At 72.7% G+C, this 10577-nt stretch carries 8 protein-coding genes; 4 read left to right on the top strand and 4 right to left on the bottom strand.

Annotation, left to right across the window (positions count from 1 at the left end; all coding sequences use genetic code 11):
- The first annotated feature begins 158 nt into the window (after positions 1-158).
- The gene (gene dnaG / locus VF746_26520) at positions 159-2039 is read left to right on the top strand and encodes a DNA primase (protein HEX8695998.1); all 1881 of its coding nucleotides are present in this window, start codon (positions 159-161) and stop codon (positions 2037-2039) included.
- Positions 2040-2141: 102 nt separating this feature from the next.
- On the opposite strand, the gene VF746_26525 is transcribed toward dnaG, so the two are convergent.
- On the bottom strand, positions 2142-4640 hold the full coding sequence (locus tag VF746_26525; GenBank protein ID HEX8695999.1) for a M14 metallopeptidase family protein: 2499 nt from the start codon (positions 4638-4640) through the stop codon (positions 2142-2144).
- A gap of 201 nt (positions 4641-4841) precedes the next feature.
- Between VF746_26525 and VF746_26530 the strand changes: the two genes are divergently transcribed.
- A complete protein-coding gene (locus VF746_26530; protein ID HEX8696000.1) occupies positions 4842-5459 on the top strand; it encodes a hypothetical protein in 618 nt (205 codons plus the stop codon).
- Positions 5460-5527: 68 nt separating this feature from the next.
- Here VF746_26530 and VF746_26535 read toward each other — a convergent pair whose 3' ends face one another.
- On the bottom strand, positions 5528-6409 hold the full coding sequence (locus VF746_26535; protein HEX8696001.1) for a DUF3667 domain-containing protein: 882 nt from the start codon (positions 6407-6409) through the stop codon (positions 5528-5530).
- Here VF746_26535 and VF746_26540 point away from each other — a divergent pair.
- The gene (locus VF746_26540) at positions 6408-6593 is read left to right on the top strand and encodes a hypothetical protein (GenBank protein HEX8696002.1); all 186 of its coding nucleotides are present in this window, start codon (positions 6408-6410) and stop codon (positions 6591-6593) included. The genes VF746_26535 and VF746_26540 overlap by 2 nt on opposite strands.
- A gap of 464 nt (positions 6594-7057) precedes the next feature.
- On the top strand, positions 7058-7273 hold the full coding sequence (locus VF746_26545) for a hypothetical protein (GenBank protein HEX8696003.1): 216 nt from the start codon (positions 7058-7060) through the stop codon (positions 7271-7273).
- An 84-nt stretch (positions 7274-7357) separates the two neighbouring features.
- On the opposite strand, the gene VF746_26550 is transcribed toward VF746_26545, so the two are convergent.
- Together VF746_26550 and dxs are read right to left on the bottom strand one after the other, a co-directional pair.
- Positions 7358-8269, bottom strand: a complete 912-nt coding sequence (locus VF746_26550) for an NAD(+)/NADH kinase (protein ID HEX8696004.1) — start codon at positions 8267-8269, stop codon at positions 7358-7360.
- On the bottom strand, positions 8256-10193 hold the full coding sequence (gene dxs, locus VF746_26555) for a 1-deoxy-D-xylulose-5-phosphate synthase (protein ID HEX8696005.1): 1938 nt from the start codon (positions 10191-10193) through the stop codon (positions 8256-8258). The genes VF746_26550 and dxs overlap by 14 nt, the downstream gene beginning before the upstream one ends.
- Positions 10194-10577 lie beyond the last annotated feature (384 nt).

Consider the following 10577-nt stretch of genomic DNA (forward strand, 5'->3'; position numbering starts at 1 on the left):
GCGCGCAGCCCGGCCCGGAGCGCAGCGGAGGGACACGCCCAAACGGCAGTGCGGAAGTGCGTGAGTGCGAAAGTGCGAAAGTCCTGGATCGGTGTGGATTCGATGAGGTGAGATGAAGGCGATGGCTGTCCCCTGTTCCCTGTGCCCTGTCCCCTAGCATGCCGATCCCGGACCACCTGGTCGAGGAGATCCGCGCGCGGGCGGACCTCGTGGAGATCGTCTCGGAGCACACGCGGCTCAAGCGCTCCGGGCGGACCTTCCGGGGCCCTTGCCCGCTGCACGGGGGCGAGGGGCCCAACTTCTCGGTGGACCCCGCCAAGGGCTTCTACAAGTGCTTCGTCTGCGGGGAGGGCGGCACCGCCTACACCTTCCTGATGAAGCACCTGGGGATGACCTACCCCGAGGCGATCCGCGCGGTGGCCGCCCGCGTCGGGATCGCCGTCCCCGACGAGCGCGAGGAGCGGCGCGAGGAGGACCCCAACCGCCCCCTCTACGAGGTCAACGCCTTCGCCCGCGACTGGTTCCGCCGGCAGCTCTGGGAGGGCGACGGCGGGAAGGAGGCGCGCGCCTACCTGGAGCGGCGCGGGATCAGCCGCGAGGCGGCGGAGCGCTTCGGGCTGGGATGGGCGCCCGAGGAGTGGACGGCGTTCGGCGACGCGGCCCGCAAGCACGGCATCCGCAACGAGATGCTGCTGGACCTGGGGCTGCTCAAGCAGTCGAAGTCGGGGAGGGAGCCGTACGACGTGTTCCGCGGCCGGGTGATCTTCCCGATCGAGGACCTGGGCGGGCGGGTGCTGGCCTTCGGCGGGCGCATCCTGGGGACTGCCGAGGAGCACGTGCCGAAGTACCTCAACTCGCCCGAGACGCCGATCTACCACAAGGGGAGCGTGCTCTACGGGCTGGGGTGGGCCAAGGGCGCCATCCGCAAGGAGGAAACGGCGCTCGTCGTGGAAGGCTACATGGACTACGTCTCCCTGGCCTCGCACGGCGTCGAGAACGCGGTGGCGCCGCTGGGGACGGCGATGACGGAGGAGCAGGCGGCGCTGATCGCGCGCTACGCCCGGCGCGCCATCCTCCTCTACGACAGCGACAAGGCGGGGCTCAAGGCCACCTTCCGCTCGGGCGACGCGCTGCTGGCGGTGGGGGTGGAGGTGCTGGTGGCCACGCTCCCCGACGGCGAGGACCCCGACTCGCTGGTGCGGGCGAAGGGGGCGGCGGCGCTCCGGAAGTACCTGGACGACGCGGTGGACGTGCTGGAGCGCAAGATCCAGATCCTGGAGCGCAAGGACTACTTCTCCTCGATCCGCGGCACCCGCCAGGCGATCGACGCGCTGCTCCCCACGGTGCGCGCCGCGAGCGACGAGGTGCTGCGCGGCGTGTACGTGGGCCGCATCGCCGAGAAGACGGGGGTGGCGCGCGAGACGCTGGAGCGCGAGGTGGCCGCGGCCCCCGCGCCGGGGCCGGGCGCGCGCGGCGGGCCCGCCTCGGCCGAGGAGCGGCGCCAGCGGGTGGAGGGGCGCCGCGCGCAGGAGGCGCGCGACGCCACGCGGGCGCAGGAGAACCCGGAGCGCATCCTGCTGCTCCTGCTCTTCCGCGACGAGGCGTGGGTGGAGCGCGCGGGCGCCGAGCTGTCGCCGGGCGACTTCCGCCACCCGGCGTACCAGCGGATCTTCGCGGGGCTGGTGGAGGCCGAGGGGCGGCGCGACGCCGACGGCGAGTGGCTGCGGGTGTTCGCGCCCGACGTGCTCCCGCTGGTGGAGGAGCTGCGCGGCGACCCCGAGGCGGCCACGCTGAACCCGGCCGACCAGTTCTTCTGGGGAAGCCTGCAGCTGATCCGCGCCCGCTCGATCCAGGCGCGCCTGGCCGAGATCGAGCGCGAGCTGCACCTGGCGGCGCCCGAGCAGCAGCTCTCGCTCTTCCGCGAGAAGAAGGTGCTCACCGACCAGTTGCGCGGCTCCAGCGGCTACCTGCGCAAGGCCGGCCTGCCGCGCCCGATGGTGCTCACCGACCGGCCGCTGCGGGAGTACGGAAGTGCGTGACGGAACTGCAGGGGACAGGGAACAGGGTACAGGGGACAGCCGGCAACTGCGGAGCGAAGTGGCTGGCTGTCCCCTGTTCCCTGTCCCCTGTTCCCTGTCGTTTCAGGGTCCCAGCAGGATCGCGTTCACCAGCAGCGGCTGGGTGCTGCGCCAGAAGAGGCGGAAGAGCGGGTCGTCGGCGAAGAGCACCACGCTCCCCTGCCCCATCCGCTTGGTCACCAGCCAGGCCCCCTGCCCCAGGTTGCGCAGGTTCTCGGGCGAGATCACGCCGGAGATGCGCGACAGGTCGCGCGGGAAGTAGGCCACCGACTCCACTCCTTCCGCCGGCTCGAAGATCCGGTTCCCCTGGTGCAGCACGAAGGTCCTCTCCGGCGCGGCGTCGAGCCCCGCCCCGAAGGCCAGCGGGTGCGCGGGGTCCAGCGTCACCGGGACGATGGTGCCCGGCACCTCCTGCCGCCACTCCTGCTTCTCGCGCTCCTCGCGGCCGGCCAGGAAGCGGTCGCGCGAGCTGTCCCGCGGGGACTCGCGCGTCTTCACCTCGGCCAGCGCCGCCACGGCCGCGGCGCCGCCCCCCACCGCCACCAGCCGCCCGCCCTTCTGGATCCAGCCCTTGAGCGCCTCGTCGGCCCCGCGCAACGCGCGCGGGCTGGCGTCGGGGAGGACGATCACGTCGTACTCCGACAGGTCCACGCTCGCCAGGTCGGAGCCCTGCACCACGTCGAGCCTGAGCCCCAGCTCGCGCTCCAGGTAGAACCACATCGACCCGAACGAGGTGGCGGAGACGCCGTCGCCCGAGACCAGGGCCACGCGCGGGGCCTTCACCGGGAGCACGTTCTCGCTCCCCAGGTCGATCCCGTTCTCGCTGAGCCCCGTGGCCGCGACCGCCGCGAAGGGGCCGAGCCCGGCCCGCGTGGCGCGCGCCTGCAGCGAGTCGTTGCCGCGCGCGGGGATGAACCAGGTCCCCGCCGGGAAGCGCCGCCCGCCGAAGGTGGAGGGCTTCACCAGCACCCGCGCCCGCCCGCCGGCCTCCATGAAGCGCAGCACCGCGGCGGAGGCGCCCTCGCCCGGCGCCACCAGGTAGCCGTACCCCGGGGCGGGCGCGGGGCGCTCGGCCGGCCCGTTCGGCGCGGCGACGCTCGTCCACCCGCTCCCCGTGCCCGGCGCCACCCGGTAGGCGGCCACGCCGTACGCGTAGGGGAGGCTCCAGGCGCTCACGTCGTACGAGTAGTCGGCCTTCAGCTGCGTCTCCTGCTGCAGCAGCGTAATCGCCAGGCGGCCGAGCGGCTGCCGGGCGCGCACGCGGTAGGTGCCCGCGGGGAACTGGCCGCGCGCCGGGAAGCCCGCGTACGCGGTGGCCCGCGCCGTGAAGCCGGACTGGGCGCGCTCCACCTCGACGCCCTGCCGGCGGAGGTGCGCCACCAGCGCCTCCACCCGCGAGGGGTCTTCGCCGGGGACCAGGAGGAAGTCCTGCTCGCCGTCGCCGGCGGTGCGCGCGGCCTCGGCGTAGTCCAGCAGGAGCCGCGTCTTCCCCTCCGCGGCGGTGCGCAGCGTGGCCTGGCCGCTGGTGCGGTGGTGCTCGGCGCGGTCGTGCAGCGTGAGCGTGTCGCCGTCCTCGCGCGCCACCGCCTGCCCCGCGGCGCCGTGGCCCGCCTGCTCGTACGTCATCCCCACCGCGCCGGTGAGGCTGGGCCAGCTGTCGCCGTAGCCGGGGTAGAAGAGGTCGAACGCCTCGGCGGTGTAGTAGGCCCACCCGTGCTGGTCGAACGCGCGCGCGTTGGCCTGGCCGAAGCGCTTCCCCCACTCCAGGATGTGCTCGGGGTAGATCGGGTTGATCGGCGCCGTGGCGGGGAAGAAGAAGTACGAGCTGTTGAAGAACATCTCGTGGAAGTCCACGTGCACCTGCGGGTTCCACCGCCACCAGGTGGCCAGCCGCGCCCGGGTCTCCTCCTGCGTGGCCCAGCTCCAGTCGCGGTTCAGGTCGAACAGGTAGTGGTTGAAGCGCCCGCCCGGCCACGGCTCGCGGTGCTCGCGCGACTGCGGGTCGGGGTCGGGGACGGCGCCGCGCACCGAGCGGTACCAGTTGACGTAGCGGTCGCGCCCGTCGGGGTTGGTGACGGGGTCGATGATCACCACGAGCGAGTCGAGCGCGCCGCGCACCTCGGGGGCGTCGCGGGCCAGGTCCCAGGCGGTCCACAGGGCCGCCTCGCTGGAGGAGCTCTCGTTGCCATGCACGCCGTAGCTGAAGTAGACCACCGCCGGGTTGGCGGCGGCGATCTGCCGGGCGCGCTCGGGGCCGGCGCCGCGGGCCAGCTCGGCGTTGGCGGCCAGGATCTGGTCCAGCCGCCGCAGGTTCCCGGGGGTGGCGACCACCAGCTGGAAGAGCTCGCGCCCCTCGTAGGTCTCGCCGTACGGCCGGTACTCCACCCGGTCGCTGGCGGCGTCGAGCGCCTTCGCGTACTGCTGCACGCCCGCGTACGGGGTGAAGCGCTCGCCCAGCTCGTAGCCGAGCACCTGGGCCGGCGAGGGCGGCGCCTGCTGGGCGGCGAGCGGCGCCGCGGCGAGGGTGGCGAGCAGCGCGAGGCTGCGGGTGCTGCGCGTCATCGGTTGCGTTGCCGGAGTTGGGGTGCGGGCCCGCGGGTGGGCCGTCCGAAGCTAGGGGGCGGCGGCGCGGGGCGCAACGCGGCGCCTTGACAGCACTTCGCCCCGCCGGTAGCCTGCGACGCCCGGCCCGGCGGAAGCGGGAACCGCGGCGCGGGCGGCGGTGTTTACCCGGTCATGCGTAATTCGTTTTCGGGAAAGAAGATGCGAATCACCGCACTCCCCGCCCTCGCGGCGCTGGCGCTCGCCGTTGCCGCGTGCGGCGGGCGCGACGCGGCGGCGGCGATCCCGCGCGCGCGCTTCGTCGCCGCGAACGTGGCGCTGCGCACGGTGCCCGACACCGCCGGCGACGCCGCCGCGCTCCGCCAGGCGGCGCTCAAGCAGCACCGGGTGACGGAGAAGGACCTCACCCGCTTCGTGGCCGCGCACCGGCGCGACGCGGAGTTCATGGCCGAGGTGTGGAAGGAGATCGCGCGCGAGGTGGAGAAGGTGCACGACGCGCGCTCCCGCCCCGCCGCCGGCCGCCCCGGCGCGCCGCCGGTAGCCACGATGCCGACGCCGCCCGTACCCGCGCCCGGCCAGCCGACACGTCCGACGATGATGCCGACCCCGCCGCCGGGGGTTCCTCCAAGCGCGGGCCGGCCACCGGTGCCGGCGACGAAGCCCCCACGGCTCATCCGCCCCGACACCACGCGGCCCCCGACGCAGCTTCCGCCGCCGCGGGAGCCGCGCGACGCGCGTCCCTGGCAGCCGGTTCCGGGCGACTCCGTGCGCGTCATCCGTCCCACGCCGCCACCGCCGGCCCCTCCGCCGGAGGGGTAGGCCGGCTCGGCCTGGAAGGCGAAGAGCCCCGGCACGCGCCGGGGCTCTCGTCGTTCATCGAGCTTCGCTCAAAAGTACAGCAGCGCCACGACGGCGGCCCCGAGCGCGAGCATCCCCGTGACCATCTGCGCGACGGACAGTCCCATGGTGAGGAAGAAGGTACGGACCGCCGTCCCCAGCCGCGGCCCGTCGTACACGCGGCGCAGCGCGAGGTAGAGGTAGCCGCACACCCATGCGAACGCGAGCAGCCCGAGCGGGATCACCGCGGCCTGTCCCAGCCCCACGGCACCGTACTGGATCGGGAGAAACAGGATCCCCACCACATAGTTGAACGCGGCGAAGTGGGTCGCGAACACCAGCTGCTCGGTGAACCACCGCTTGCGGCGCACGTACGCGAGCTGCAGGAACGCCGCGAAGATGAAGGGAGTGAGCACCGCGAACCACGTGACCAGCCCTCTGGTGCGGTCGGTCAGCTCCTCCCTGGCCTCGGCGGGCGTGATGTGCCGCGCCTGCGCGAGGGCGTTCTGCACCGCGTCCATCGTCCTCTCGAGGAAGTCCGAGGTTCCGTTCCCCGCCTGGGCGCCCGGGGCCGGCTCAAGGAGCGAGGCCAGGATCAGCGTGACCGCGAAGACCACCAGGTACAGCCGCAGCGGGCTCATGTACGGCCGCCGCCGCCCGCGCAGGTACTCCAGCGTCAGCTCGCCCGGCCGCGTCACCAGCAGGCGCACCGTGCGCAGCACCTTCGAGTCGAGCGTGAGCTCGTCCGCCACCTCGCGGAAGAAGCGGCGGAGCGAGCGGTCCTCGACCGCCGGGTTCCCCTCGCCGCAGGCGTGGCAGAAGGCGCCGGCGAGCGCGGTGCCGCACGAGGGGCAGGCGGTGGCGGCGGGCGCGGCGGAGACCGCGGATTCGGCCGGGGAGGCGGCGCCGAGGGGGACGGAGATCGTGCTCATGCCCGACCGTCCTTCCAGAGAGGTAAAACAGGTGGCGGGGCCACCCCGCAATCTGCCGCGCAGCGACACCACCGTCCAGCGTTTCGTTCGTGAGGATGCCGGTTACCGACTCGACCTCGACGCTGTCATCCTGAAGGAGCCGCCGCGCAGACTTTCCATCGCCCGGACGCCGGACGGCGACTGAAGGAGGTGCGGACCGGGCTCGCACGTCACCCCGACCCTCACCCGGTCCCGACCCGCAGATCCTTCGGGCGCGGCAAGCTCTTGTGCAGACGCGAGTTCAGCTCCCGCGCCCTCAGAGACTATTGAGGAACCGCTCCTTTGGTGCTTCAGCACGCGAAATCAATCTCAAATCCGCGGCTGATTCCCTCTGCGGAGGCTCTGTAGACCACCCAGTAGGACCTCCGAGTACGCCAAAGTGACGTTTCTCAAAAGTCTCTCAGGATGACAGCGTTGGGGTCAGCGGCCGAAGCACCCTGCAGAAGTCACGGGAGCGTCCTTTCCGACAAAGAGGCGCCCCAGTTTGTCCCGTCTGCGACGAAGTGGGACCCGGGACGTCGCGCGGCGGAACGCATGTTGCCCGCCTTTTTCCGCCCTCACCCCAGTGCGGGTCGGCTGGACCCGCCGCACACGAACCCGGAGGAAGACATGGGCACGATGTTCACGAAGGTCCGGAACGGGCTGCTGGCAGCGTCGATGATGGCGGCGCTCGGCTTCGGCGCGGTGCAGGCGTTCGCCAGCCCGGCGGAGGCGCAGAGGGACCCGACGTGCAGCCCGGGGCAGTGCAACAAGCAGTGCCAGGCGCAGTTCGGCCCGTTCGCCCACGGCTTCTGCGAGATGGGCGTCTGCAACTGCGCCGTCTGACCGCGGGTCCCGGGAACGGAAGACGGGGCGCCTCCTGCGAGAAGGAGGCGCCCCGTCTCCGTTTTCTTCGTCGATCCGACCGCTCTACGGGGGAGGGGCGTCACCCTCCCGCTCGGCCAAGTCGCCCCAGCGGAGCTTGCGGCGCAGCGTGGAGAAGAAGGTCTGGCCGGGGAAGCGCACCAGGCACACCGGGCGCTCCGCGCGCTGGACCACCACCTTCTGCCCCGGCACCAGCCGCTCGTGCTCCTGCCCGTCGATGGTGAGGATCAGCTCCTCGCTGGGCGAGAGCACCTCCAGCGTGAGCACCTCGCCCGCCGGGAGCACCAGCGGGCGCACCCCCAGCGTGTGCGGGCAGATCGGCGTGGCCACGATGCAGTCCACCGAGGGCGAGACGATCGGCCCGCCCGCCGAGAGCGAGTAGGCGGTGGACCCCGTGGGCGTGGAGAGGATGATCCCGTCGGCGCTGTAGGTGCCCACCTCCTCGCCCGAGGCCGAGACCGCCAGGCGGATCACCCGCGCCGCGCCGCCCTTGTGCAGCACCGCGTCGTTGAGCGCCACGTAGGTGCCGCACCCGCGGCCGTCCTCGCCCTCCGCCCGCACCGCCAGCGCCATCCGCTCGTCGAGCGCGAAGTCGCCCTCGAGCCACCGCTCCAGCGCCGCCTCCAGCTCGGCCGGCGCGGCGGAGGTCAGGAACCCCAGGTGCCCCAAGTTGATCCCCAGCACCGGCACGGAGTGCAGCGCCACCAGGCGCGCCCCGCGCAGGAGCGTCCCGTCGCCGCCCAGGGTGAGCAGCAGGTCCAGCCCGGGGCAGATCTCGGGGGTGAGCGGGCGGGCGCCGGGGACCAGATCGAGCAGCGCCTCCTCGTAGAACAGCTCGGCCCCCTCCCGCCCGGCCAGGTCGGCCAGACGGGCGAGGGCGGCCGCGAAGGTGGCGTAGCGCGGGTGGCCCACGACGCCGATGCGCCGCGGCCCCCCGCCGGGCTCAGGCGGTCTCAAGCAGCTTCCGGAGCGGCTTGCCCAGGAGCTCGCGCGCCCGCGCCGCGATGCCGTCGGAGGTGAGCCCCAGCTCCGCCAGCAGCTCGCCGCGCTCGCCGTGCTCCACGAAGGCGTCGGGGAGCCCCAGCGAGGCGCCGCGCACCCCCGGCCAGCGCCCCGCCACGTACGCGCGCACGTAGCTGCCGAAGCCGTTCACCACCGTCCCCTCCTCCACCGTCAGCAGGTGCGAGTGGTGCGGGAAGAGCCGCTCCAGCGTGCGCTCGTCCAGCGGCTTCACGAAGCGGGCGTTCACCACCGTGGCACTGACCCCCTCGCGCTGGAGCGCCTCGGCCGCCGCGAGCGCCGGCTGCACCATCGTCCCCACCGCCAGGATCGCCACGTCCTTCCCCTGCCGGAGCGTCTCCCACGTCCCGTACTCCACCGCGGGCACTTCCGCCACGGGCTTCGGCAGCGCCGGCACCGCGTCGCGGGGGATGCGGATCGAGAACGGCCCCCGGCCCCACTCGATCCCCAGCCGCAGGAGCCCGATCAGCTCGTCGGCGTCCTTCGGCGCCGCGACGGTCATCCCCGGCACCGCCAGCATGTAGGCGATGTCGAGCCCGCCGTGGTGCGTCTGCCCGTCGTCGCCCGCGATCCCGCCGCGGTCCATCACGAAGAGCACCGGCAGATCCTGGATCGCCACGTCGTGCACGATCGAGTCGTAGGCGCGCTGCAGGAAGGTGGAGTAGATGGCCACCACCGGCTTGATCCCCTGCGTGGCCAGCCCCGCCGCGAAGGTGACGGCGTGCGCCTCGGCGATGCCGACGTCGAAGAAGCGCCCGGGGTACGCCTTCTCGAAGATGTCGGTGCTGGTGCCGGTGGCCATCGCCGCGGTGATCGCCACCACGTCGGGATATTCGGCCGCGAGCGCCGTGAGCGCCTGCCCGAAGACGTTCTGCCAGCGCGGGAGCCCGCCGGACGAGGGCTTGAGCGGCGCGCCCGTGACCTTGTCGAAGCCGCCCTGCGCGTGCCACTTCACCTGGTCGGCCTCGGCGGGGGCGAAGCCCTTCCCCTTCGTCGTCAGGACGTGGACGAGCCGCGGCCCCTTCATCTGCCGCACGCCGGCGAAGGTCTCCACCAGCTGGTCCACGTCGTGCCCGTCCACCGGCCCCACGTAGCGGAAGCCCAGCTCCTCGAAGAGCATCCCGGGGACGAACATCCCCTTCATCGCGTCGTCGGCGCGCATGGCGAAGTGCTCCACCATCTCGCCCAGCGTGCCGAGGCGCGGCATGGCGTGGATCACCCGCTTCACCTCCTCGCGCACGCGGTTGTAGAGCGGCGAGGTGCGCACGTCGGTGAGCCGCTTGTGGATCCCCAGGTACTTGTGCAGCGCCCCCACGTTGGGGGAGATCGACATCTCGTTGTCGTTGAGGACGACGATCAGGTCGCGGTCGGTGTGGCCGGCGTTGTTGAGCGCCTCGTACGGCAGCCCGCACGTCATCGACCCGTCGCCGATCACGGCGATCACCTCGAAGTCCTCCCCGCGCAGGTCGCGCGCGGCGGCCACGCCCACGGCGGCCGAGATGGAGGTGCCGGCGTGCCCGGCGCCGAAGACGTCGTACTCGCTCTCGTCGCGGCGCAGGAAGCCCGAGAGGCCGCCCTTCTTGCGGATGGTGTCCATCCGGTCGTTGCGGCCGGTGAGGATCTTGTGCGGGTACGCCTGGTGGCCCACGTCCCAGATGAGCTGGTCGCGCGGGGTGTCGAACACCCGGTGCAGCGCCACGGCCAGCTCGACGGTCCCCAGGTTGGAGCCGAAGTGGGCGCCCTTGTGCCGCGAGACCACGTCGATGATGCGGTCGCGCACCTCGTCGCAGAGCTGCCGCAGCTCGCCCTCGGGGAGCGCGCGGACGTCCGCGGGGGACCGGACCTTCTCGAGTAGCGCCACTTGGGTTCCTTCCTGTGGTGACGAATCCGGCGCCTACCCGCGCCGTAAGCGGTGCCAATCTATGAGGATGAGCCGCGTTCGTCCAATCTGTGCCCTGCCTGGACAGCTCCAGCCGCAAGCCGCGGTCCACTTTACGATACAAAGCGAAAGCGCGCGGGTCAACACGCGCGGGGGTGCCGGGGGTTTGCGGGCGCGTGAACCCGCGGCAACCACCGCAGAAAGCCTCACAACCCGCAAGGCTTCAACCCAAATCCTGCAATCCACACTGAGGCGGTGCCCTGCGACGCTCCTCGCTCGGTCGTGCGGTGCTCTGGTCCGCGTTCGGGACGATTTGAGCGTCGCTGGGGCGCCTCGGAGCGGGTTTCGGCCTGCTGATCCACGTTT

It is taken from the genome of Longimicrobium sp. (assembly GCA_036389795.1).
Lineage (GTDB): Bacteria > Gemmatimonadota > Gemmatimonadetes > Longimicrobiales > Longimicrobiaceae > Longimicrobium.

Coding starts and splice junctions, on each gene's coding strand:
- dnaG (HEX8695998.1), top strand. CDS start 159: ATGCCGATCCCGGACCACCTGGTCGAGGAGATCCGCGCGCGGGCGGAC.
- VF746_26540 (HEX8696002.1), top strand. CDS start 6,408: ATGCCCGACCGTCCTTCCAGAGAGGTAAAACAGGTGGCGGGGCCACCC.
- VF746_26530 (HEX8696000.1), top strand. CDS start 4,842: ATGCGAATCACCGCACTCCCCGCCCTCGCGGCGCTGGCGCTCGCCGTT.
- VF746_26525 (HEX8695999.1), bottom strand. CDS start 4,640: ATGACGCGCAGCACCCGCAGCCTCGCGCTGCTCGCCACCCTCGCCGCG.
- VF746_26545 (HEX8696003.1), top strand. CDS start 7,058: ATGGGCACGATGTTCACGAAGGTCCGGAACGGGCTGCTGGCAGCGTCG.
- VF746_26535 (HEX8696001.1), bottom strand. CDS start 6,409: ATGAGCACGATCTCCGTCCCCCTCGGCGCCGCCTCCCCGGCCGAATCC.